The organism is Bartonella sp. TT119HLJHH (genome assembly GCF_042193385.1).
Taxonomy (GTDB): domain Bacteria; phylum Pseudomonadota; class Alphaproteobacteria; order Rhizobiales; family Rhizobiaceae; genus Bartonella.
In genome coordinates this window covers 1-24,920 of sequence record NZ_JBHILS010000008.1, presented here as the reverse complement: position 1 = coordinate 24,920, position 24,920 = coordinate 1, and the positions used below count along the sequence as shown (strand labels likewise).

16 protein-coding genes and 3 pseudogenes are annotated in these 24,920 nt (G+C 35.6%); 11 read left to right on the top strand and 8 right to left on the bottom strand.

The genetic code is table 11. From position 1 onward, the window contains the following. Nucleotides 1-44: 44 nt before the first annotated feature. From ACFIJL_RS05630 to ACFIJL_RS05620, 3 genes are all read left to right on the top strand, one after another. On the top strand, nt 45-1,568 hold the full coding sequence (locus ACFIJL_RS05630; RefSeq protein ID WP_375623328.1) for a Do family serine endopeptidase: 1,524 nt from the start codon (nt 45-47) through the stop codon (nt 1,566-1,568). 967 nt (nt 1,569-2,535) lie between these two features. Then, entirely contained in the window at nt 2,536-3,408 is an 873-nt protein-coding gene (gene miaA, locus ACFIJL_RS05625) for a tRNA (adenosine(37)-N6)-dimethylallyltransferase MiaA (RefSeq protein WP_375623326.1), read from the top strand. A 270-nt stretch (nt 3,409-3,678) separates the two neighbouring features. Then, nucleotides 3,679-5,478 (top strand): acetolactate synthase 3 large subunit, encoded by a 1,800-nt coding sequence (locus ACFIJL_RS05620; RefSeq protein ID WP_375623324.1) that lies wholly within the window; start codon nt 3,679-3,681, stop codon nt 5,476-5,478. A gap of 405 nt (nt 5,479-5,883) precedes the next feature. On the opposite strand, the gene ACFIJL_RS05615 is transcribed toward ACFIJL_RS05620, so the two are convergent. Further along, on the bottom strand, nt 5,884-6,729 hold the full coding sequence (locus ACFIJL_RS05615) for an MFS transporter (RefSeq protein ID WP_375623322.1): 846 nt from the start codon (nt 6,727-6,729) through the stop codon (nt 5,884-5,886). A gap of 232 nt (nt 6,730-6,961) precedes the next feature. Beyond that, the gene (locus ACFIJL_RS05610) at nt 6,962-7,888 is read right to left on the bottom strand and encodes a D-2-hydroxyacid dehydrogenase family protein (RefSeq protein ID WP_375623320.1); all 927 of its coding nucleotides are present in this window, start codon (nt 7,886-7,888) and stop codon (nt 6,962-6,964) included. Between the two features lie 1,043 nt (nt 7,889-8,931). Between ACFIJL_RS05610 and ACFIJL_RS05605 the strand changes: the two genes are divergently transcribed. From ACFIJL_RS05605 to ilvC, 3 genes are all read left to right on the top strand, one after another. Next, nucleotides 8,932-10,053, top strand: coding sequence for an ATP-dependent RecD-like DNA helicase (locus ACFIJL_RS05605; protein ID WP_375623318.1), 1,122 nt, complete (start codon nt 8,932-8,934; stop codon nt 10,051-10,053). A gap of 84 nt (nt 10,054-10,137) precedes the next feature. Beyond that, nucleotides 10,138-10,872 carry a pyridoxine 5'-phosphate synthase gene (locus tag ACFIJL_RS05600; RefSeq protein ID WP_375623316.1) on the top strand — a complete coding sequence of 245 codons (735 nt, stop codon included), beginning with the start codon at nt 10,138-10,140 and terminating at the stop codon, nt 10,870-10,872. 1,081 nt (nt 10,873-11,953) lie between these two features. Further along, entirely contained in the window at nt 11,954-12,973 is a 1,020-nt protein-coding gene (gene ilvC, locus ACFIJL_RS05595; RefSeq protein WP_375623314.1) for a ketol-acid reductoisomerase, read from the top strand. Nucleotides 12,974-13,088: 115 nt separating this feature from the next. Here ilvC and ACFIJL_RS05590 read toward each other — a convergent pair whose 3' ends face one another. The 4 genes from ACFIJL_RS05590 to ACFIJL_RS05575 form a co-directional block, all read right to left on the bottom strand. Next, complete coding sequence (locus ACFIJL_RS05590; protein WP_375623312.1) at nt 13,089-14,480, bottom strand: amino acid permease; 1,392 nt, start codon at nt 14,478-14,480, stop codon at nt 13,089-13,091. Nucleotides 14,481-15,493: 1,013 nt separating this feature from the next. After that, entirely contained in the window at nt 15,494-16,894 is a 1,401-nt protein-coding gene (locus ACFIJL_RS05585; RefSeq protein WP_375623310.1) for an amino acid permease, read from the bottom strand. A gap of 777 nt (nt 16,895-17,671) precedes the next feature. Continuing rightward, nucleotides 17,672-18,052 carry a LysE family translocator gene (locus ACFIJL_RS05580; protein WP_375623308.1) on the bottom strand — a complete coding sequence of 127 codons (381 nt, stop codon included), beginning with the start codon at nt 18,050-18,052 and terminating at the stop codon, nt 17,672-17,674. A 245-nt stretch (nt 18,053-18,297) separates the two neighbouring features. Then, nucleotides 18,298-18,906 (bottom strand): fumarylacetoacetate hydrolase family protein, encoded by a 609-nt coding sequence (locus ACFIJL_RS05575; RefSeq protein ID WP_375623306.1) that lies wholly within the window; start codon nt 18,904-18,906, stop codon nt 18,298-18,300. Between the two features lie 587 nt (nt 18,907-19,493). Between ACFIJL_RS05575 and ACFIJL_RS05570 the strand changes: the two are divergent. From ACFIJL_RS05570 to ACFIJL_RS05550, 5 genes and pseudogenes are all read left to right on the top strand, one after another. Beyond that, nucleotides 19,494-19,955, top strand: a pseudogene (locus ACFIJL_RS05570) (DEAD/DEAH box helicase family protein); the annotation flags it as partial. Between the two features lie 26 nt (nt 19,956-19,981). Continuing rightward, on the top strand, nt 19,982-20,734 hold the full coding sequence (locus ACFIJL_RS05565; RefSeq protein WP_375623304.1) for a hypothetical protein: 753 nt from the start codon (nt 19,982-19,984) through the stop codon (nt 20,732-20,734). Nucleotides 20,735-20,896: 162 nt separating this feature from the next. Beyond that, entirely contained in the window at nt 20,897-21,244 is a 348-nt protein-coding gene (locus ACFIJL_RS05560) for a hypothetical protein (RefSeq protein ID WP_375623302.1), read from the top strand. Nucleotides 21,245-21,253: 9 nt separating this feature from the next. Further along, entirely contained in the window at nt 21,254-21,583 is a 330-nt protein-coding gene (locus tag ACFIJL_RS05555) for a hypothetical protein (protein ID WP_375623300.1), read from the top strand. Between the two features lie 63 nt (nt 21,584-21,646). Then, nucleotides 21,647-21,727 (top strand): annotated as a pseudogene (locus tag ACFIJL_RS05550) (lysozyme); the annotation flags it as partial. A gap of 1,426 nt (nt 21,728-23,153) precedes the next feature. Here ACFIJL_RS05550 and ACFIJL_RS05545 read toward each other — a convergent pair. Both ACFIJL_RS05545 and ACFIJL_RS05540 read right to left on the bottom strand, forming a co-directional pair. Further along, nucleotides 23,154-23,933, bottom strand: a complete 780-nt coding sequence (locus ACFIJL_RS05545; protein ID WP_375623298.1) for a hypothetical protein — start codon at nt 23,931-23,933, stop codon at nt 23,154-23,156. 92 nt (nt 23,934-24,025) lie between these two features. After that, nucleotides 24,026-24,714 (bottom strand): annotated as a pseudogene (locus ACFIJL_RS05540) (hypothetical protein). Nucleotides 24,715-24,920: the final 206 nt, after the last annotated feature.

Below are 24,920 nucleotides of genomic sequence, written 5' to 3'. Positions count from 1 at the left end.
ATAAATTTAGTGGGGCTCTTTGCATCTTTGATTAAAGGCATGTCATGGATAGAAGTGTCGTGAGTAAAAATACGTTTTTGAAGTCTTGTATCACAAGAGTTGTTTTTTGTGTGACTTTGTTTCTATCAGGGGCAGGTTTGTCTTGGGGAGCAGAGACAAGCAAGGCATTGCTTTCTATTCCTGATTTAGCTTCTGAGCTTTTGGAAACAGTTGTGAATATTTCCACGGCACAGACTGTTGAAGGAACAGAACAGGATGAAAATACCTCGGTACCCGTTATCCCAAAAGATTCATTGCTGGAGGAATATTTTAGTGATTTTTTTACACCCAAGGATGCTCAAAAAGATAGTCAATTTCAAAAGGTGCGTTCTTTAGGGTCTGGTTTTGTGATTGATGCGCAAAAGGGGATTATTGTTACAAATTATCATGTTATTGTTGATGCTGATGATATTGAAGTTAATTTTACGGATGGTACAAAACTAAAGGCAAAGCTTCTTGGAAAGGATAGCAAAACTGATTTGGCGTTGCTTCAAGTCGATGCAGGAAGTAAAAAATTAAAAGCTGTGCGTTTTGGTGACTCAGAAAAAGCACGTATTGGTGATTGGGTTATGGCTATTGGTAATCCTTATGGTTTTGGTGGAAGTGTGACGGTTGGTATTATTTCTGCCCGTAACCGTGATCTTAATGCTGGTCCCTATGATAATTTTATTCAAACAGATGCAGCAATTAATCGGGGCAATTCTGGTGGTCCGTTATTTGATAGAAATGGTGAAGTCATTGGCATTAATACAGCAATTGTTTCACCTTCGGGAGGATCTATCGGTATTGGATTTGCTATTCCATCGGATATGGCTCTTTCTGTTATTAATCAATTGCGTGATTTTGGAGAAATAAGACGCGGTTGGTTGGCGATTCGTATTCAGCCCGTAACAGAGGATATTGCAAAAAGTTTAAAATTGGACAATGCTGTAGGGGCATTGGTGGCTGGTAAAATAGAACAGACGGAAGAAAATAATGTAGATAATAGCCAGTTACAAACTGGAGATGTCATTCTTTCTTTTGGTAATTCCAAAATTAAGCATGCACGTGATTTGCCGCGTTTAGTTGCAGAAAGTTCAGAAGGAAAGGTGGTGGATGTTACTGTTTTACGGAATGGGCAAGAAGAAACAGTAAAAGTTAAGCTTGGACGTTTGATTGAAACAGATCCAAATGAAGATACAGAAGAAGAAGTTGATGATAAAAAAAATCAAGATCTGTCGAAAAACGTGACAATGCAATTTATGGGAATGACATTATCTGAATTGACAGAGGATTTGCGTCATCGTTATTCAATTTCAGATAAACTTCGAGGACTAGTGGTGACATCTGTTGCACAAAATAGCGCAGCGGATAAAAAGCGTATTCGCGTTGGTGAAGTGATTGTTGATATCAATCAGAGTTCTGTCACAACAATTGATGAGGCTAAAAAACGTATTCATAAATTACGTGAAGCTGGACGCAAAAATGCTCTATTTATTGTAGCGCGTCCAGATGGAGAGTTACGGTTCGTAACGATCCTAATGGATTGATATTTGAAAAATTCATTTTTTGTTTTTATCAGCTTTAGTATATGGGATATTTTGCAAGCTAGGCATGTGATGTCCAATATTTCTCAAATTCATTTCACGATAGAGAGTATGGGGTGTGCAATATAAAATCCATTGGGCAGCTCTATTTTTGCGTTAAATAAAAGTACAAATTGGTGCCTTCATAGTATTTTCCAGTTCTCAATATTATAACAACCTAGACTTTGAAAATGCTGCATAAGAGATATTGCTACGCCTTTCTTAAGTCTATTTTTATCTTTGCTTGTGATGCGCAAGTAAATGGTATTGCTATGATGTTTTATGAGAAGAGAAAAAATGAGGAAATCATATGATATTGGGGATGCTCATTCAAATTGCAAAATGCTGTTATAAATAGTGTTTTATTCAATGGGACTTTCAGCGCTTTGTGATTATACTTTGTGTGCTATAGTTAACGTTTTTTCACTTCAATTTGAAAAAGTTATCTTGGAGAAAAATTATATTATATTCAATCAATTATATATATATTTGTACCTTTCTTAGTGATAGATAAAAAAATAATTATAAAAAAGAGAGCGTCAAGAAGACAGTTTTTGAGGCGCTTATTATAAACCAGCGTAGCAGGCTGTTTTTATAGGACAAAATAAAGCGATTATATAGGTTAAGCTCAGTATTATATTTATGAAGGATGACAAAGAGTTTGTTTTTTATGGCCTAATGGACAGAATGATTATGGCTGTAGTTTATTATTGAACTATGATAGCAAAAATGCTTGGAAATTCTTTTGGTGTAGTTATTAAGTCCATTTGTTCTTTTTTATAAGTTTCATAGGATTTTCTTTGTATTAAAGAGAACTTGTGTTCGTATTTTTGTTTGAAGTATTTACTCTATGATAATGGAGAGAAAATACAGTGGCTTTGGGGGTGTCTGTATGTTGCAATAAGTTATTGATTGGGAGAAATTGCTATTCATGGCACAAAGAACAATTACATTGATAGCAGGGCCAACGGCAAGTGGGAAGTCAGAACTTGCCTTGCAAATGGCTCAAGAAAAGAATGCTCTCATTATTAATACTGATTCAATGCAGGTTTATGATGTTTTAAATATTTTAACGGCACGGCCGAGGGAGGCTGATACCGCGATTGTTCCACATTATCTTTATGGTCATGTGAGCCCTACTTTGAATTATTCAGTAGGGCAATGGTTATGTGATGTCGAGAAGCTATTGGCTACTTTTTCTTTAAGATCAGTTATTTTTGTTGGTGGAACAGGACTTTATTTTCGTGCTCTTTTAGAGGGGATTTCGGAAATCCCTCATGTTCCAGATGTTGTGCGGCAGAAGTGGCGTTTGCTGCTTGATAAAGAGGGACCTGAAAGTCTTTATCGCCAGTTGTTGCAGATTGATGCTGTTGTTGCTGAAAAAATTTCTTCGCATGATAGACAGCGTATTGTCCGTGCTTTGGAAGTTTATGATGCAACCGGTAAGACGCTCAGTTGGTGGCAGAAACAAAAAACAACACCTCTCATTGCGCCGAATTTGACCGAAAAAATTCTTCTCATGCCACCACGTCCTCTGCTTTATGAACGTATTCATAAACGCTTGGATTCTATGATTGAAAGAGGAGCTTTAGAAGAAGTGATGGCTATGAAAAAACTTAAACTTTCCCCTTCATTACCAGCAATGAAGGCTATTGGTATACCTGAGTTTATGGCTTATTTGGATGGATATAGAAGCTTTGAGAGTGCTCTTGAAGCGGTGAAAATACAAACGAGGAGATATGCAAAAAGACAAATGACATGGTTTCGTAATCAATTTGATGAAGAATGGATGCTTACTTTTTGATAAAAGAGCTGGAGCCTTGCAAAGAAACTTTCGAAAGATAAAAGATAATTCGTAAAAAAGAAATTTTTTAGAAAATATAATTTTTTATTGACGAATGGTATCAATGGAATTAAAAATCTGTCTACAAGGAATTTTTTATATATTTTATACGTTGGAATAATGGGGGGTAATCATACAGTATGTGTTGTGTAATGGGCTCCTTTGGGGGCTTTTTTTATGGGCTCCGTTAGGGGCTTTTTTATTGTCCTATAAAGTAGGTGAGTGGGAAAAATGAGAAATGATCCAAGAAAGCAAGAGAGTGCAGATGGAAAAATAATGTCGGGTGCTGAAATAGTGATTCAGGCTCTTATAGATCAAGGCGTTGAACATATTTTTGGTTATCCTGGTGGGGCTGTTTTGCCTATTTTTGATGTTCTTTATCACCAAGATACACTCCAGCATATTTTGGTGCGCCATGAACAAGCTGCAGGGCATGCGGCTGAAGGCTATGCACGCAGTACTGGAAAGGTAGGGGTTATGCTTGTGACTTCTGGTCCAGGGGCAACGAATGCTGTGACACCTTTGCAAGATGCTCTTATGGATTCTATACCTCTTGTTTGTTTTTCTGGTCAGGTAGCGACAACGATCATTGGAACAAATGGCTTTCAAGAAGCTGATACGGTTGGTATTACAAAGCCCTGTACGAAGCGTAACTGGCTGGTTAAAAACGTCAATGATCTTGCAGAAATTATTCATGAAGCTTTTTTTCTTGCTCAATCAGGTCGTCCTGGGCCGGTTTTGATTGATATTCCTAAGGATGTTCAATTTGCTTCAGGATTTTATAGAGCCCCTCAAGTTCAGGATCCTTTGCATTCTTCTCTATCGTTGAAAGAGAATACTAAGGCTATTGAATCTGCCGTTTCTCTTTTAGTTGAGGCAAAACGCCCTATTATTTATTCTGGTGGTGGTGTTATTTCATCGGGGATGAAAGCTATACAGCTTTTACGTAATTTGGTTCAATTGGGAGATTTTCCGATTACATCAACACTCATGGGACTTGGTTCTTATCCTGCTTCCGGTAAAAATTGGCTTGGAATGCTTGGAATGCATGGAACCTATGAGGCTAATATGGCCATGCATGATTGTGATGTTATGTTAGCTGTTGGAGCACGATTTGATGATCGTATCACGGGGCGCCTTGATGCATTTGCACCTCATGCGCGTATTATTCATATTGATATTGATCCTTCTTCCATCAATAAAATTGTAAAAGCAGAAGTTCCAATTATTGGTGATGTGGCTTGTGTTTTAGGAGATATGACGCAACTCTTAAAAATACAGCAATCAGCGTTTAACAGTGAAGTCCGTGAGGCGTGGTGGACGCAAATTAACCGTTGGAAAGCTCGTAATTCATTGGCATATGCGGAGAAAAAAGATGTCATTATGCCGCAATATGCTCTTGAACGACTTTATGCTCTTACCAAAGATGCGAATGCTTATATTACAACGGATGTCGGACAGCATCAGATGTGGGCAGCACAGTATTATCATTTTGATGAACCAAAACATTGGATGACTTCTGGTGGTCTTGGAACGATGGGGTATGGTTTACCTGCTGCTATAGGTGTTCAAATAGCACATCCTGATGCGCTTGTTGTGTGTATTTCTGGTGATGCCTCCATTCAGATGAATATTCAAGAGCTTGCAACAGCTATTCAGCATGACACACCGGTGAAAATTTTTATTTTAAATAATCAGTATATGGGGATGGTTCGCCAGTGGCAGCAATTGCTGCATGGTAATCGTCTTTCTCATTCTTATACGGAATCTATGCCTGACTTTGTGAAATTGGCTCAAGCTTATGGAGCCGTAGGAATTCATTGTTCAAAACCCGATGAACTTGATGATAAAATTCAGCAAATGATTGACAGTGATAAGCCTGTTCTTTTTGATTGTCGTGTTTATCATTTAGAAAACTGTTTTCCTATGATCCCATCGGGATGTGCTCATAATGAGATGTTATTACCCGATGAGGCAAACGAAGAAGCTATTGCAAATGCTATTTCTTCCGAGGGAAAGATTCTTGTATAAAATTAATATGTTAACAAAATGGTGAAGGATAGTGATGATGAAGTCTTTGGAGTCCTCATCTCTGTCTCTTCTTTGTGGAGAGTTCCTATTATCCTTAGAGATCATTTTATGATTTTCATTCTTTGTTTAAAGACATAGGGTGTATTATTATTTGTTCATCTAAAAAATTTTATAAGTTGTGTGTCCAATTATGTTTGAATTTGTTTGTACGCGATGTTTGTTTTTTAATTCATATGTTCACATTAATGGCTATTTCGTTGCATTTTTTAGATAATACATTGCAGATAAAATAGTTAAATAAATTATGGATCCACTCATGCCCCAAATTAATATTAAAAATCCAAAAACGACTGCAATCATGCAAAACAAGTCAGGAAAAAATCGTCCTTTTCTACAATGATCACTTCACGTTGCTAAAATAATTCTTCCTAAGGCATCAGAAGCCTGTGAAACAAAAAACAAATAAGCACTTTTATTTAAGGACAGCTGATGGATTCTATAAAAATAAATCGTTATAAAAATGGTTAAAACATATTGAACGATCACAAGTGAAACGCCTGAAAAAATAATATTCTTCATATGCGGTGCAGTTAACATCGCAAGACGAGACTTTACATTTGCATAGAACGAAACTTTTGCCTTGCTTTTTGGAACGATAGCGACAACTTTTGCTGGTGCGTGATAAAAAATAATAAAGATACATCCCCCTAAAAAAGAAACGATGGCACCGACCAAAAACGCATCTTTTATGCCATAGACAAGCGCACTCGCAGGAAGAACCATCCCAGCTAATGCCCCACCTAATGGTAGCCCCGCTTGCCTTATTCCCATTGCAAATCCGCGTTGCGATTGTGGAAACCATGCAGAAACAGATTTAGCGCCACCAGGTTGAGCAGAACTATAAAATCCCCCTACAATGAGCAAACAAACCAAAAGGGAAATATAGTTATCTGTGATTGCTCCCAACAAAAGAGCGACAGAAACGCCGACCGCTCCAACTCCAACAATATAGCGCTCGTTAAACTTGTCTAGTAATTCACCAGCTATGAGTAACCCAATAATAGGTAGGAATTGCGCTGCTGAAGATAGTAAACCTATCTGAGAGTCACTAAGCGAGAAATCCTTCTTAAAAAATTCAGCTAAAGGACCAATCCCTTGAACAAAGAAGCAGGCTGAAGCTTGAGCGATCGTGGCAACAAGCAATACAATCCATCTATAATAATTTTTTTCTATAAATTTATTATTGCTCACTCAGCCCCCCTCCAATTAAAGTGTATTCCAATGAAGTAGCCTTTTTTTAATAATGATTGCAACAATAAATGAGGTATTTTATGCTGATTACATAAAAATCTGTCAATACGATTGGTATGAATATGAAAGCTAAGAAATATGCTTAATTTAAGGAAATAAGCTGTTATGTGTAATGCAAATTTGATAGGCTAGCGATATAAGATAAATTTTACAAACATTGGCTCAGCCGACATTAAGCGCTCTTTATAAAAGAAGCTATATTTTGGCAAGCTTTTTCAAAATAATTCTCAAAGCTTTCTTCAGTCACATAGCCCAGATGCGGTGTGCAAAGAACTCTATCTGATTGCAATAATTTGCTCTCATATACTGGCTCGCTTTCATAAACATCCAGTGCAAAGTAAGTTGAGTTTTCCAAACTTAGTATTTTTTCTATCGCCCCTTTTTCAACCAAAGCTGAACGTGCAGTGTTGACAAAAATAGCATGTGGTTTCATGTTCAATAGATCATCTAATTTTATGATTTCTCTGGTTTTATCGCTTAAACGTAAATGGACGGATATAACGTCAGGACGTGTAAAAAATTCATCTTTTGAATGTGTAAAATGATAACCTAAATTTTTTGCTTCTTGCGTTGAACGCTCACTCCCATAAACCAAAATGGACATGCCAAAAGCTTGAGCATATTGAGCAACCATTTTACCAATACGCCCAAACCCGAATATTCCAAGAGTAGCCCCTTTCATTTGGTTGCCAAATGTTGTTTGCCATCGTCCTTTTTTCATATCAGATACAGATTTACAGAGTTTTCTACGCGCAGACATAATTAAGAGCCATGCAAATTCAGCAGCAGAAGTTGGATCTCCACCACCGTCTAATATTTCAATTCCTAAGTCTCTACAAGCTTCTATATCAATATGTGAACCTATAGGGCCTGTTTGGCAGATTAATTTTAAATTTGGCAGTTTCAGGAGAAGATTTCTATCAACTATAGTCCGCTCTCTGATTAAGATCAGAATATCTATCTCTTTGAGCCTATCTTCTAAATCACATTCTTGAGCTAAATTATTTATAACCAGCACTTCATGCGATTTCATTAATTTTGTAATAGACTGTAATGTTAGGGTAGCTTTTTGATAGTCATCTGGAATTAATATTTTCAATTTAAACCTCCTGTTTTATTCATCAATATTTGAGTTCATTATTTCATTTCTAAAACAACCAAAAAGCAATATCACCACTGATATTTTGACATAACGCCAAGCCTATTAACAAATTATCCCCCTTGATTTCATTGTTATTTCTAGCAATAAGAATAGCATTAATTAATTAGTTTTTATAAACTTTAAAACATTGTGATAAAAAGAAAAAGTTTGACTCAGTCGATGGAGAATTGTGCTTTTCTCATATTTTAGAGGATGAACCTGAAGTGTTACGCTGGACTGAAACCATGTTCCAGTTTTCTTATAATAGACTACTAAAAAGGCCATACTTACGAACCAGATTTTATTGTCGAAATAGACAAAGCTCCATATTTGTGCGAGATAAAGCGTGCTGCATATAAGCGTGATGTCTCTCTTTATTCGTTGAGATATAACATATTTGTAGCATGAAGAGTAAATTTATTAAAATCATGATAAGAGGGAAATAAGAACCTTATAGGTGTATCATTGTAGGATTAAGTCGTTTTGTTGAGAGCTATTTCTATTTTTACCAAAAGGTTTTTGATATATTTAATGATTATTTCGTAATAGTGGATGTACTTTAATTTTTATGAGCAAGAAAGCTGATTGATTGTGTAGAATAGTATTCATAAAATGACATTATTCTTATCCTGTTAAGGACATTTTTTCTAGCGCGGTTTTTGCAATTGCAATACTCTTTTTCTCATTCTAAATTTTGGTTAGAAAAAGCGTATAGAGGTGTTATTTTAAATTTAAGATATGCATATTCCATTGTTGGTGTTACTGTTGTAAAAAATGATATTTTATTTGATAAGTATAAGGTGTTACCCAGAAGATCGATGTATAGATAAAATTTAGATTGTTACAATATCTTGGAAAAACAATGGGTAAATAATTGATAATTGTGCTACGAAAGTTGTTAGATGGGCGTGTGTCAGCAATTCTTAATAAAAAATTTTTTCTTGATAGTCGGTTTTTTTCAAAATACTGCTTTTTTTATGCAAATCTTATGTTGGTAAGCTATGCAGTTTTCACGGGAACAGGATAATGCATTGAAGGCTGTTGCCGCGTGGTTGAGGGAAGGGCGTTCTCCTCTTTTTCGCCTTTTTGGCTATGCGGGGACGGGTAAGACGACGCTTGCGCGCTATTTTGCAGAGACAGTTGATGGTTCTGTTCAATTTGCTGCTTTTACAGGGAAGGCGGCGCAGGTTTTGCGTTCTAAAGGTGCAAGCAATGCTTGTACTATTCATTCGCTAATTTATTGTCCACGTGGAGAAGAGGAAGTTTCCGATGAAATAACAGGAAAAAAGTCTATTGCTCCAACATTTACGTTAAATCGAAGAAGTGCTGCTACACAAGCTAAACTCATTATTGTTGATGAGTGCTCAATGGTTGATGAACAATTGGCCCGTGATTTAATGAGTTTTCGAACGCCAATTCTTGTTCTTGGTGATCCAGGTCAATTGCCTCCTATATCAGGTGGGGGCTTTTTTTCTAATGGGGAACCAGATTTTCTTCTTTCAGAAATTCATCGGCAAGCGCGCGATAATCCGATTATACGTCTTGCTATGGATGTACGTGAAGGACGCGATATTGCTTATGGTGACTATGGAGAAGCGCGCGTTGTGACACGTAAAGAGGTCAATCAACAATTGGTTTTGGATGCTGATCAGGTCTTGGTAGGGATTAATCGTACACGCCACCTTTATAATCAGCGTTTGCGTGTGTTAAAGGGATTTACAGCAGATTATCCGCAAGCGGGAGATAAACTGGTGTGTTTGCGAAATGATCCTATTAAAGGTTTGTTGAATGGCTCTTTATGGAAGGTGATGACTTCACAGAAGGAGACCGTTAAACCAAGTATTAATCTTCTTGTGAAACCAGAAGAAAGTGAGCGTGGGGTAGCAAAGATTAAACTTTTAAAAGCAGCGTTTGAAAACCCTGATCAAGAAATTTCATGGCAATTAAAAAAGCGATATGATGATTTTGATTATGGGTATGCATTGACGGTTCATAAGGCGCAAGGTTCGCAATGGAATAATGTCGTTTTGTTTGATGAAAGTTTTGCATTTCGTGATATGTATGCGCGCTGGCTTTATACGGGAATTACCCGCGCAGCAGAGCGTTTAACGATTGTTCGATAGAAAAAAATGTGTATATCATCTAAGTTTCAGATGGAAAATGCCTTTTTTCTATCTTGTTACACACTATAAAAAATGGAAATGGGTATGGCGGTAAAACTTTCGGTTAATCTTAATGCTGTTGCTGTTTTGCGTAATCGACGTAATCTTCCGTGGCCAAGTATAACGAATATTGGGCATATAGCGCTTGCTGCTGGAGCAGCAGGTTTGACGGTTCATCCACGCCCTGATGAAAGGCATATTCGTTTTGCGGATTTGCCAGATATATACTGTTTAATAAAGAACACTTTTCCTACTGCTGAGTTTAATATTGAAGGTTATCCCAGTGATCAATTTTTGGATATCGCTAAAAACTATGCGGATCAGATTACCCTTGTTCCTGATGATCCAGATCAGTCAACGTCTGATCATGGTTGGAATTTTGCTCATGATGCAGAATTTTTAGCACCTATTATTCAGAATTTAAAAAACAGAAAGATTCGTGTATCCCTTTTTGCTAATCCTACTGTCGATGGTCTGGATATTGCTAAAACAATGGGCGCTGATCGTGTGGAATTTTACACGGGACCTTACGGTGGTGCATTTCAGGATAAAACAAAACAAGATCAAGAGCTCAATAAACTTGTTTTAGCAGCAAGAAGAGCAAAAGAATTGCAGTTAGGTATAAACGCGGGGCATGATCTGACACTTATGAATCTTCCTGCTCTTGTCAAAAATATTCCTTGGCTTTATGAAGTTTCTATTGGCCATGGGCTCATTGCTGATGCATTAGAGTATGGAATACATGAGACTGTTCAGCGTTTTATTCGGTTATTATCGTAATCTTTTTCTCTCTATAAAAATTGGAAAAGAAATTTTTATAGAGGTTTGCCAATTTATCTTAGAACATAATATATGTTTGAGATAAATAGCACTATTATCGTGCATTATAAATATTCTATTGTTCCTCTATTTATTGGTTGCTTTCTATCTTTTGTTTTTGAGTGTATGCGATGTTTTTATTTGTACTATCCATTATGAGGAAGTTTTAAAATCTTCTTATTATAATTTCTTTGAATGGAGAAGAAATAGGGTTTTGAAAGTATTTCCATTATAAAGGAGTGCGTAGGATTTTAATGGATCAATACATAAATTTTCTTGATATTTGAGCTCATTTTTGGGTTATCTGTAAATAGTATAACGTAAAATCTCCTTATGAATAAGCTTAATGCAATAGGAGCTGTTAAATAGAATGATAATATCGACTTGTAGCTTTATGAAGTAAAGAGAGTGATGTGCAATAAAACTTACACTATTATAGGGAATTCTTGAAAAGGGCTTGAGCATATTAAAATTTTTTTATAAGGCGCCATAAATGGATAACATAATAGCCGTATGGGGGGATTCTTCGTGTGAGAGGCGTGGATATTAAAAGAATGTAAAAAGTAAAAGCATCCTCTCTATTATTCTAAAGATCTTGTTGTATATGCTTTTGAAGGTTGTATTAAAACAATACTTGTTATTTTGTAATTTTTCTTGCTATCCGTATTGATTTGGTTCATGTTAAGAATTGTATGTTGTATTTTAATTTTTAGGATATAATGTTTTGTTGCGCAATATACGCAATAGAAGAGTAGAGTATTAGCAGGTATATTTTCTTTAGAAATCTTGTTTTATGTAATATATCGTTCTTTTAGAGAAGCAGTTGAAGTGTATTTGGGGATCCGTATATGTTTTTGGAATGTTTGGGGACCACAGTTTTTTCTATACAATATGTAAACTTTAAAAGCTTATTCAATTGCTCTGTTCTTATAAGCAGCGTTTTTTGTCTTTATAGTGTGTGATGCACTGAAGATAATGTTTCTTATTGAATAAATAAGTAATCTGAAATCCAGTTTAAATAGAGAAAGAAGGAAGTGTTTTTATGCGTGTTTATTATGATCGTGATGCGGATGTTAATCTCATTAAAGGGAAAAAAGTAGCCATTGTTGGTTATGGTTCTCAAGGGCGTGCGCATGCTTTAAATTTGAAAGATTCCGGTGTTAAAAATGTACAAATAGCTTTGCGTTCAGGGTCGGAAACAGTTAAAAAGGCTACAGCCGATGGTTTTGAAGTGGTGAGTGTTGCTGAAGCAGCAAAATGGGCAGATCTCATTATGATGGCAACACCAGATGAATTGCAAGCTGATATTTATAAAGAGCATATTCATGACCATTTACGTGATGGGGCAGCAATTGCTTTTGCCCATGGTTTGAGCATTCATTTTGGCTTGATTGAACCTAAAAAAAACGTTGATATTGTGATGATTGCTCCTAAAGGTCCAGGGCATACAGTTCGTCATGAATACCAACGGGGGTGTGGTGTTCCTTGCTTAATAGCGGTGGCGCAAGATGCTTCAGGGCATGCACATAATGTAGCATTATCTTATGCATGTGGACTTGGTGGTGGACGTGCTGGGGTGATTGAAACAACATTTAAAGAAGAGTGCGAAACTGATCTTTTTGGTGAACAAGCGGTTCTTTGTGGTGGTCTTGTTGAATTGATTCGAGCCGGTTATGAAACGCTAACGGAAGCAGGTTATGCACCAGAAATGGCTTATTTTGAGTGTTTACATGAAGTGAAACTGATTGTTGATCTCATGTATGAAGGGGGCATTGCAAATATGAATTATTCGATTTCTAATACAGCTGAATGGGGTGAATATATGTCTGGTCCACGTGTGATTACGGATAAAACTAGAGCAGAAATGAAACGTATATTGAAAGATATTCAAACGGGTAAATTTACATCGAATTGGATTCAAGAATATAAAGCTGGTGCTGCTCATTTTAAAAGTATGCGGCGTTTAAATGATAATCATCCTATTGAAGAAGTTGGTAAAAAACTTCGTTCTATGATGCCTTGGATAAAATCGAATGCTTTGGTTGATAAAGAGCGTAATTGAAGCTTCTACAGAGATATTTTGTCAATAGCTTTTATAATTTTATAGATAAATATCAAAAAAAGGGTAACTTTAGTTACCCTTTTTTATATGTTTTTGGAAACATAAGCTTTATTTTTTAATTTTTTGCATAATTCTTTTTCCCAAAAAGAAAGTATACAATTCCTAAAAATATGAACCATGCTGGAGTGTATTTTAAAGCTATGGCAGTATCAGCTTCTAATGATAATAAATAGATAATGAATGCAAAGAAAACAAGAAGCGCCCAACACATAACAACACCTCCTGGCATTTTATAAGGAGAGACAGTATGCTGGAGAGGACGATTGCGGCGATAGACGATATAGCTGATCAAAATGATAGACCATACAAATATAAACAAAGTTGCGGCAATTGTCGTAACAATTGTAAAAGCAGCTATGAGTGTTTGAGATAACGATACAACGGCATAACCAAATAAGATGCATAAACATGAAAAGAATAATGCGTTGGCTGGAACGTGGTTACGAGAAAGTTTTCCTAAAAATTTAGGAGCACCTTTTTGTGTTGCTAGCCCATATATCATACGGCTGGTAGAAAAAATTCCACTATTTGCTGAAGATGCGGCAGCTGTGAGGACAACAAAGTTCATCAAACCTGCAGCAGTTGGAATACCAATAAGTGCATACATTGTTACAAATGGGCTTTTTTCTGGACTGATTTGATCCCACGGCGTCACAGACATAATCACAAGAAGAGAGAATATATAAAAGAATACAATGCGGATTGGTATTGAATTAACAGCCTGTGGTAAAGCTTTTTGAGGCTCTTTTACTTCAGCAGCAGCTGTTCCAGCGAGTTCAATGCCAACAAAAGCAAAAATAACAATTTGAAATCCAGCAAAAAAGCCTGTAATTCCTCGCGGAAAAATATTCCCACCGTTCCATATATGGCTAAGAGAAGCAACTGTACCGTTTGGAGAGACAAAACCGGTAAAGATCATATAAAATCCTACAACAATTAAGACTAGAATTGCTACGATTTTTATAAAACCAAACCAAAACTCAAGTTCGCCAAATAGTTTTACGGCAACGAGGTTAAGAATTAAAAAGGACATAAGACCAATTATAACAGGAATCCATGGATTGAGTTCAGGCCACCAAAAGTGTGTATAAGTGACAATCGCAATAATTTCAGCAGTTCCAGTGACAATCCAACACAACCAATATGTCCAGCCGATAAAGAATCCAGCACACGGTCCTAGAAGATCGGTTGAGAAGTCAATAAAAGATCGATATTGTGTATTAGAAAGCAATAACTCTCCCATAGCACGCATGACAAAGTATAGAGCACAACCAATAATTGCATAAACGAGTAGAATCGAAGGTCCTGCTACACTGATTGTTTTTCCTGATCCCATGAAGAGACCTGTTCCAATCGCTCCACCAAGGGCTATAAGTTGTATGTGTCGGTTATGTAGTCCACGTTGCAATTTCTTCTTAGGTTTTTTTTCTAAATTTTGTTTGTTCATTTTTGGGGAGTTCTCCTTAGTTATTTTTAAATAAAAATTACCCTAAAAAAGGTAATTCCTTCTATCGGAACACGCTATGGTTAAGGAGTAAAGGAATTTTTTTCTATGACTTTATGTGAATAAAGCAAAAACATTATTAAATGATGGAGTAATTATTTTATATATATAAAACATAATGCAAATTATAATATATTTTTTTAATTTTTTATGATTTATACATAAATTATATATAATATATAATACAATTTATAATATATAGTATTATTATATATTATATATAATAATTTATATTAATATATATTTTTATATACTAAAATATTATATAAAAATCTTTATATTTTAAATTATTTATTAATATATTATTTCTAATTATAGAAAAATATAAATAAAATTATAAATTTATTATATATAAATTTTTTATATAAAGAAAATATTTTTTTTAATAGCTGAAATTTTATTAAAAATATTAAAAATATATTTAAAGTTTATCTTTAAATAGTTATCTTTAAAATTTATTTACAAATAGAAAAATATTTTCATAGAATCTTTTTTTATTGCAGATAGCTATTAAGATATATTCTGTTTAAAGCTATATTTTTAATTTTGATAAAAAATTGAATATAAACTTTTGGAGGGGGAAAAGTTTTAGATAAATCTCATGTTTTATTAGTAAACAATGTCAGTGAATTTTATAGAGAATTCTTTACAGAATAGCTTATTCTCATCCTATTATACAGTAAAATACTGTTGTGTAGAGTAGTGATATAAAGCATATAACATTTTATGCATTAAGTATTTTTAGAATGGGTGGTGAGTGTTCAGGGCAGGGCTAGCCCATAGAGCCTTATGTAGGTGAACCATATAAATGATCAGCAGCATTCCCCCTTAATAAGCCGGATTGTTTACAAACCGGTGCCGGTAGGAATCGTCGTTTTTTGATGTTTGGGGAGGAGGTTAAGTAGAAAAAGGGTAACTAAAATTACCCTTTTTGGAGATGTTTTTATGTATAGACTTTATTTGTTACCTTGAGTTATTTTTTTCTTTACAAACATAAAATACATTATACCTAAGAAAACAAACCAGAATATACTATATTTTAAGGCTAGTAGAGTATCAGCTTCTAATGTCAACAAATAGAGCATGAAAACAAAGAAAACTAAAATTATCCCACACATGATAACACCTCCTGGCATTTTATAAATGGATTCAGTGTGTAGATGAGGGCGATTGCGACGATACACAATATAGCTAATCAAAATTACAGACCATACGAATAAAAATGCAATAGCTGAAATGCTTGTCACAATTGTAAAAGCACTTATGAGGCTTGGAGAGAGTGAGGCAATTGTATACCCTATTAAAATACATAAGCAGGAAAAGAATAAAGCATTGGCTGGAACATGGTATTTGGAAAGTTTACCTAAAATTGGAGGAGCACCTTTTTGTGTTGCAAGTCCATATATCATACGGCTGGTAGAAAAAATACCACTATTTGCTGAAGAGGCAGCTGAGGTGATAACGACAAAGTTCACCAAGCCAGCAGCTATCGGAATGCCTGCAAGCCAAAACATCGAGACAAAGGGGCTTTTATCTGGAACAATTTGATCCCAAGGTGTGACAGACATAATTACAGCGAGAGAAAAAATGTAAAAGAGTACAATACGGACCGGTATTGCATTAATTGCTTTGGGGAGAACTTTTTTAGGTTCTTTTACTTCAGCAGCGGTTGTTCCAGCAATTTCTATACCAACAAAAGAAAAAATGGCAATTTGAAATCCAGCAAAAAAACCTGTCATTCCTCGCGGAAAGATATTGCCATCGTTCCATACGTGATTGAGAGAAGCAACTGTACCATTGGGAGAGGTAAAGCCCGTAACGATCATATAAAATCCCACAACAATTAATGCTAAAATTGCGACGACTTTGATAAGACCAAACCAGAATTCAAGTTCACCGAATAGTTTCACGGCAAAGAGGTTAAAGATTAAAAAGACACTAATGCAGGTAAAAACGGTAAACCATGGATTGAGTGTTGGCCACCAAAAGTTCATATAAGTGATGATGGCAATAATGTCAGCAGCTCCAGTTACAACCCAGCTCAACCAATAGCTCCAGCCAACAAAGAAAGCGATTCCCGGTCCTAGCATATCGGTTGAAAAATCAATAAGAGATCGGTATTGTGAATTAGAAAGCAACAATTCTCCCATAGCACGCATGACAAAGTATAGAGCAAAACCGATAATAGCATAAACGAGTATGATGGAAGGACCTGCTACACTAATTGTTTTTCCTGCCCCCATGAAGAGACCTGTTCCAATAGCACCACCAATGGCTATAAGTTGTACATGTCGGTTGTGTAGTCCACGCTGCAACTTATTCTGAGAATTATCTTTTAAATTTTGTTTGTAGCTCATTTTTTGGGGGTTCCCTTTAATTATTTTGAGATTAAATTACACTAAAAAAGCATTATTTCGTATCGAAGCATGATATAAATGAGGTGTAAAGGAAAAAAACGTTTTTTATGATTTTGTGTGGATAAAGAAAAGAATATGCTTTTGAAAAAAGAGAATGTTGTCCTCTTAAATAACGTAACAGATATTTGAATAGGGAGCTTTTTATTGTTATTAATAACAAATAGATTGTTCATTAAAAGACGTGGGGCTTTTAAAATTATTTCAGAAAGTTGTCAGGAGTTTTTATAATTTTTTGAAACTTATTATTTGTAATCAGTGCATTATTTATTATTATTCATAATGGTGAGAGTTTTACTTTTTGCTCAAATAGCACTCGAGAGTTCTCATCTTAGTTTAAGAAATAATTTTTAATGGAAAATTAAAATGATTTTTAAAATCATTTTTTTGTTTGTATGGTGCTATCATAAGTGAGAAGGGATTATTTTTGTTTTACAGAGGAAAAGAGAGCTACCATAGTTCTTTCTTTTAAAGTGGTGAATAAGATGTCCCTTTAGATATTGATAACACTTGATAAAATGTTGAGAGAAATTCGAATTCTTTATACAAAACGTCTTTATGCTATAATACTGAAATGCAGCGTAATTCAATTCTTCGGAGAAAATGGGAAAGAACTGGTAGTTCTATAAGTTCTGTTAGAGATTGAGCTATTCATAGTGAGAGACAGAATCAGGAAAAGATTGCTCTATTAACTTTAGAATTTGTTATCAAAAGATAAAACTATCCAAAGAAAATGAAAAAAGAAAACAGAGATAAAACTGTTCCTGTCGCAATGTTAATCGAGCCTTTTACCCGCTGCTTTTTTAAGGTGGTACTGGCAAATGATATAAAAATGGTCATTAAAGTAAACCATGCAAAGATGTTGAAAGAATGTATTGTGACAAGTTCAAAACCTTTTTTAATGCTACCTCCAGAAGCTAAGAATTTTGGAAAAGCTGCTATGTAAAATATAGATACTTTGGGGTTTAGTATTTGTGTCAAAAAAACGTCCATATAGCTGGTTAAAAGCTTTGTTTCACTCGTAGCATGCTTTTCATTCGTTGAACTTCTTTCTTTTAAATTTAAGCTGTGTATTCCAGATTTAATCGATTTAAAGCCCATATATAATAAATAGCAGCTTCCCATGAGTTTTACTAAAAAAACAGCGTTTTGTTATTGAGAATGAGCGTTGATACACCCAATATGGAAAATGTCCCATGCACATATGTTGCGGTATACAATCCTAAAACATTCGTAAATGCGTTTTTTTTCAAGTCGCGTTGCATTATCTATGATAAGGGCCATATTCGGTCCCAGTGAGATGACTAAAAAAAATGAAACAATGAAAAAGGTCAGTATTTGATGATTCATTTTACTTTTAGCTCTGAAATTAATTGATTTTCGAGATACAATTCTATTCTGTCAAACTGAGAAAGTTTTCCGACACCCTGTGGAGTGCCTGTGTATATGAGATCACCACGTCTTAGCTGAATGTAGTGACTTAAAAATGAGATTATCTTCTCAAAGCTAAAGATCATATTTTTCGTATTGCCAACTTGCCTTGTTTCGCCATTCAACTTCATTGCAAAGGTGATTGGTGTGTTTATTTTTTCTTTGTTTATGAAGTCAGAGACGTATGCAGCGCCTTTAAATCCTTTCGATAAAAGCCAAGGAAGCTTTTTTTCTTTCAGTTTTGTTTGCAAATCCCGCGCGGTGAGATCAAGACCTATTGCTACGGCATCATAGCATTCTTCTGCTTCTTCCTCCATGATCATGAAAGCGTCCTTTGAGATTTTGAGCACAATTTCAGTTTCAAAATGTATTTCTTTTGAAAAATCAGGGAGATAAATTTCATTGCCTAAAACGAGTGAACTTTTTGGCTTGCTAAAGATAACAGGTTCATCTTCAACAACATTGCCTAGTTCATGAATATGTTCAACATAATTGCGTCCAACACAGTAAATGTCATTTATCATAGGGCGCCCTCCAAATTTTTCATTTTCTCTTTGTATAGGCAAGAGAGAACTTTGCAAACAACATTTTTTCTTATATCTCGTTGTGCGGTTTCTGAAAAAGAAGCATTGTGTGGGGTGATGACTAACCATGATGACAGTTCTTCGCATTGGCTCTCTTTTGAAGAGTATCCAATCTTATAGTCTTTGAGATTACTTTAATTTTAATTGCCAGTTTCCTGAAATTACTTTATTATTTAAGGGGTAGTTTTGGTCGTCTATGCAGCGATCAGTAGGGTCTGAAAGCCCTAAAGTTTGATCATAAAAATGAGCCTACTCTGTTGGTGTCTCGGAATTATGGAATTTTTTTCTATGTCTAGGTGCGATGAGCACTAAAAGCAAAAAAGCGGATTCAAACTAAGTACTTTCAGACTTTCGGAATATTAATGCGAGGGTGTTCGCACCGTACTCCGCGGGGGGAGCTTAAAAGTGAAAACCAAAAAGCTACATTTTAACGACATTTCTATAGGCAATAAATTCGCTTTCAAAAAACAATGCTGGGAATGTTGCAAAAGCAATTAGAGCACCAATTAGGGATAACTTTTTAACAAATCCAAAAGTATGAGAAAGTCTGTGAGGGTTTAAAAGAAGCAGATCGCGGCAAACTTATTGTGGTATGTGGAGTGGGGAAGATTTTTACCAGCTTTAAGATAGCAGAACAAATAGCCGGAACTGGCAAGCGTGTTTTGTTTTTCGTGCCTTCTCTGGCTTTGATGTCACAAACGATAAGAGAATGGACACTCTATACAGAAGTGTCATTGCGTTTCTTTGCGGTGTGTTCTGATACATAAGTTGGCAAGCGTCGTAAAACAAAGATGCTGTTGTCGAACTCGATGTCTCAGATCTTGGCTCTATCAGCTACCAACTGATGCTTAAAAGCTTTGAAAAAAAATAAAGTCTTAGCAAATGCAATGACTGAGGTGTTTGCTCCTTACCAATCAATCCAAGTGATTGAAAATGCGCAAAAGAAATACCGTTTACCAGAATTTGATCTGATCATTTGTGAAGCAGCACAGGCTAAGGCAGTAAGGTAGAACCTTTGGTTGTAGAAGCCAAGGAAGTAGCTGAGACTGCGAAGACAACAGCGGAAGAAGCGAAGAGTGTTGCGGAGCAAGCAAAGGAAGAAGCTGATACGACGAAGCAAGGGCTTGGAGAGGTCAAGAGTCCATTAGACACGGTGACAGCAACGACAAATTCTGCGAATACAGCCGCCTCTGAGGCAAAAGTGTTAGCGGAAGAAGCGAAGAGTGCATTGACAGAAGTTCAAGAGAAGGCACAGAGGAACAGTGACAGTTTTTCTGAGCTTCAAAGTAAGGTAAGTGCTCTTTCCACTAATTTTTTAGAGGATGTGCGTTTTAATCAACCTGACAGAATTTTGGAAGCGGATTCACACAATAGAAAAGGTCTTGTGATCAATGAAGGGGCGTGTTTTCGCTTTTATCGTGGTGGTGAGAATGGGGATAGGTCCATCTTTTACCGCATTCCAAGGCGTGGAAGGATGACTTTTGACGAAGATCTTGAAGCAGGAAAGGATTATTATATATATATCACTCTAAAAGATCAGACGAATGAGATATCCTTTGAAATTTCGCAAAATCCGACAGCTCCTAATGGCTATACAGAGGATAATTCTGAAAAGATTGGCGGATTTCATACGCTTTGTGCGGATGTTGGTGAGATTGAAGGCCATCTCTTATCGGGTTATCAAGCGGGGGATATCTTGCCCAATTCTGTTTGGTGTCTCAATCACCGACCGCGTAGTAGTCCAGAAGGGATGGTTTACAATCCGTAGCATCATGTTTGAGTTGATATTTATCTTCAATCAGGGGCAGGTATAAATGCAAAGTCGGCATATGGTGTTCCGATTACGACCAATCGTAGTTATGCAGATCATTCTTTTGATTTTTTGTCTGTTAATAAGAGATTTTTGACGAGTGATGAGTTCTCGCTAAGCATGTATGGAAGTAATCAAGCTATCAGTATTGTCGGCAATCAAGCGCCTTCTCTTAAGACGTCTGGAGGACATGTTGATACAAACAATATACGGATGATTTCGCATATCGGTTGTGAAGATGGTTGCGGTTATATTTGGCAATTTGTGAGAGATGTTTGTTTCATGCAAACGGTAACTGGAACCTCACCAAATGTACAGTTTAAAAAAGATATGTATGCATTGTTAGCTGGTGGAGACTGGTGTGATACTACGAATATCAATCCACATCTGCGTGCAGTTATTATACGGAATGCCATTTATGAATCGGCTGGCGCCCGTGGCTGTAGTTATCCACGGCATTTTGTTTAGGAGGGGTAGATGATAGATTATCCAGAGCATTTAAATAGCAAAGAAGATTATATGAATATGCTTTCCTTTGATAAGGCTGAAACCGTAAGGAGGCTAGGGAATCTTTTAGCAACACGTTTTTATTGGGTTTTTGTTAAAGAGCTTGGAGAGGGAGAAGAGGAGATTGAAGATGACACGCATAAGGTTTGTCTAACAACAAGCATGCCGTTTGATTCAAATGGTGATTTTGTAGAAAAGCGTTGTCAGTATGAATTACAGGAAAGCGAATATGCGCCGCTCTTTCAACTTGGCTTTCGTGTTGAAGAAGTCGAGCAGCAGATCAAAGAGCATAGCCAATAGAGATCATAAGAAAACATTTTTATGCCGCCTCACTTTTGTGGGGCTTTTTTTATGGAGCGTTAGATGAGAAAGATATCGAAAGAAGGATTAGAGCTTATCAAACAATGGGAAGGTTTGCGTTTAGAGGCTTTAAAAGATATCATATCAAAAAACGCAATAAAGTCAATATGTTGTTTGCAATTATTTTATATGAATCCACTTAAGAATCCATTCTTTTATGCATGATTCATTTGACCATTTTTGATATAAGATTGCCATGTATGAATAGAGCATAAAAAGCAAATCATGATGTAAAGATTATAACGCATGTGTGTATTCAAATGAAATGAAAAGCTGTTATCATTCATAACAGTTTATAAATTTTATGATACGTTTTTATCACTTAAAAATCGCATTGAAGTTAGTAATATAGACTTTTTTAATTTCGCTAAATTTTTAGCGAAACTATTATAAGCTTATAAGTTTAATTTATAAAATTGCATAAAAAGATTTAAAGACAAAATCATATTTAAAACGCTTTCTAAAAATTTAGAAAACGATAGGCAGGCATTATACAGATCCTATCATCACAACAGATATGAAATTCAAAAAGTTATATCTTATGAAATCAAAAGCCTTTTTAATGAATAAAAGCAAGCTATCAAAAAAACGTTTAAAAGTTACATTTAAAGCACAGAGCCCAAATATGGGCTGAGTGAATTTAGTCACCCCAAATTTGGGGCAGCTATTTAGACAAGATAAGCAAGTAAAATTTAAAATCGTTGTAACATCATAAGGTATCGGTTTTTACTTAATTTTGAGTCAAAAGCTGTAATGTTTAAAGAATGCTCTATTCTAAGATAACGCCCCCAAAAATGGACCGGCTAATATTTAAAGAAATTAGGTTTTAATGAAAAGTACAAATACGCTTATGAGAACCTCTTTAAATGCACGTTTAAACGTTTGAAACATAAAATGAGATCTTTATAAGAAACGTTAAAACTTTTTTTTATAACAGTTATAACTTAGTTATCATTTGCTCTTAAGAACGTTTCATTTATGAAAAATGAAGATCTAGATTTCACAGCAGAGCAAAATCTTAAAAACCTTACACTTTATAAAAGCGTTTGTTTATTTATCTTATGAAAAGCTGCTTTTGAAACCTAACGCTCGTAAATGTAAAAAGAACGTTTTTACAAGACATTCACTTAATATGAATTTGCTTTTGATTGGATTGTTAAAGCTACCGAGCGTTTTGATTTGTTTGATACGTTTGATAGCCATAACAAGCGTTTTATAGGCTCTCTCATTCAAATGAGTGATTAAAGATCATACGCATCATTTACATTCCTTTTGATAAGTTTTCATATCTCTCATAGAGCGCTTGCAATATGATACATTTTGTATATATGCATTCATTACTCCATTGTGGATGATTCATTTTAATCAATAAAAAACGCTATTTGAAAGCCGCGTCATATCATTTGGCACGGCTTTTTTTTATTTTACTCTCTCTTTTATGATATGTTTATAGCAATGCATTTTATATGCGTTTATAACCATAAAGAATGCACGCCCCCCATACCTGTTTTTATTCTGTTTTATCAGTTATCTTGACAAGCTTATCCCTTTCACAAACCTCACAATTTTTTGGAACCAACCTTACTTTGCTTTTTTTATTGATTTTTGCATTGCCATAAGCACGCCCCCAGATCGTTGCACAATATGAGATTTTAGCATTGCCATAAACAGAGCCATAAATCTCACAAGAGCCACTCACACAAGCATTTCCATAAACCTTGCCATAAATTTTAGCACGACCATTAATAACAGCATAATTATAAACTTTTGCATGGCTATAAATGCAAGCAGAGCCAGAAACCTTGGCATGACCATAGACGCGTGCATAACTAAAAACCGTAGCATCATAAGAAACATGCGCATGGTCATAAATATGAGCATCAGCAAGAATGCGGGCACTACCATTCACATGAGCATACCCATAAACATTGCCATAAACATGAGCATTGCTATAGACAAAAGCATGGTCATAAATTTTTGCATATTGAGAGATAAAAGCTTTTCCATAGACCTCAGCATTGCCATAAACTTGACCACAGACTTGAGAAAAATGGCGTATTTTTGCATTTTCATACACTCTTGCATGACCATAGACACAAGCCTCATCATACACCCAGCAATTACCATCATGGGATAGGTTAACTTCCTTTTCAATAAAGCCGCCTAAAGACCCCGCCTTTACATCATCAAAATCTTTTAAAGCTTTAATGCGATAAAGGCTTATAATATTTCGAGTAAGAGCATGTTTGATTTTTTTGATTTCACTGGTTAATTCGTATTTTTTGCACATAGAGATACCCTCACAATTTAATGTGATAAACATTTGATAAAATTTGAAATGAGATGTTTAAAGAAGGGCGCCCCCGCCGCGCCCGCGCGTCTTTACGCAGCGTTATTTTCAATAATCTTTACAACGGTATCGTTTTCATAAATTCACAATCTTCAGGAATTCCATATGCATAATAAAAGTTTTGTTTGACATATGAATAACCATCTCTTTTTAACCTTGCATTGCCATGTACCAAACCTCTAATGGTGTGATAACCAGTCACTTTTGCATTCCCATAAACAGAACCATAGACCTTAACATACCCACCCACGCTAGCATTGCCATAAACCTTGCCATAAATTTTTGAAGAGCTACTTACAACAGCATGATCATAAACCTCAGCCTTGCTATAAATGCGTGCACTTCCTGTTAATTTTGCATTCCCATAAACCCTTGCATATTGATAAACCCACACCTTATCAGAAAGATGCGCATTATCATAAACATGAGCTCCAAAATACACGCGGGTTTTATCATATACATGCGCATTGCCATAAACAAAACCACCAATGGCAGCATTGCCATATATCCTTGCATTTTCATAAACACGACCAGATTTTACAACACAAGCATTATCATAAACCCAGCAATTGCCATCATGAGAAAGGTTATCTTCCTTTTCAATAAAGCCCCCTAAAGTACCTGCTTTAACATCAGCAAAGTCTTTTAATGCTTTAATGCGATAAAGGGTATGATTATTAATTACACGCGTTTCATTTGTGAGTGCAAACTTCTTTTGCATGAGCACAATTCCTTTATAGAGATTTAAATTTTTAAATGAGATGTTTAAAGGAGGGCGCCCCCGCCGCGCCCGCGCGTGTCATTTACGCAGCATCACTTTCATATTCGCTGTCATTATCATCGTCATAATACCCTTCAAAATCAGCATAATACTCATGACGATAATAATCATCTTCGCTACCAAACTCAGGATATGCATCATCACAG